The following is a 233-nucleotide window of genomic DNA, read 5'->3' as shown; positions in this document are numbered from 1 at the left end:
GGAAATCGTTCCGTTTTCTTCCAGCTTGAACGGTTCTTCGAAGATGCCATCGCTCTGACCGATTAGCTGCGCGCCGACCATGTTGTTCAGGGCGTTGGCTTTTTCGACGATCTTGTTCTTCTCGGCGCCGGAGGCGGAGTTCATCTGGCTGATGAGGTCGCGCTTGATGCCTTCGGGGATGTTCTTCATCGAGGCGATGTCCGTAGAATTCGAACCTCCACCGCCGGGGAGCC

At 56.7% G+C, this 233-nt stretch carries 1 pseudogene; it reads right to left on the bottom strand.

Annotated elements, in window-relative coordinates:
- Nucleotides 1–189: pseudogene (locus tag QP415_RS13055) on the bottom strand (hypothetical protein); the annotation flags it as partial.
- Nucleotides 190–233 lie beyond the last annotated feature (44 nt).

Origin of the sequence: Pauljensenia sp. UMB3104 (assembly GCF_030217285.1) — a bacterium.
Taxonomy (GTDB): Bacteria; Actinomycetota; Actinomycetes; order Actinomycetales; family Actinomycetaceae; genus Pauljensenia.
Note: the sequence above shows the minus strand (reverse complement) of the source record. Positions and strands in the feature narration are given on the sequence as shown.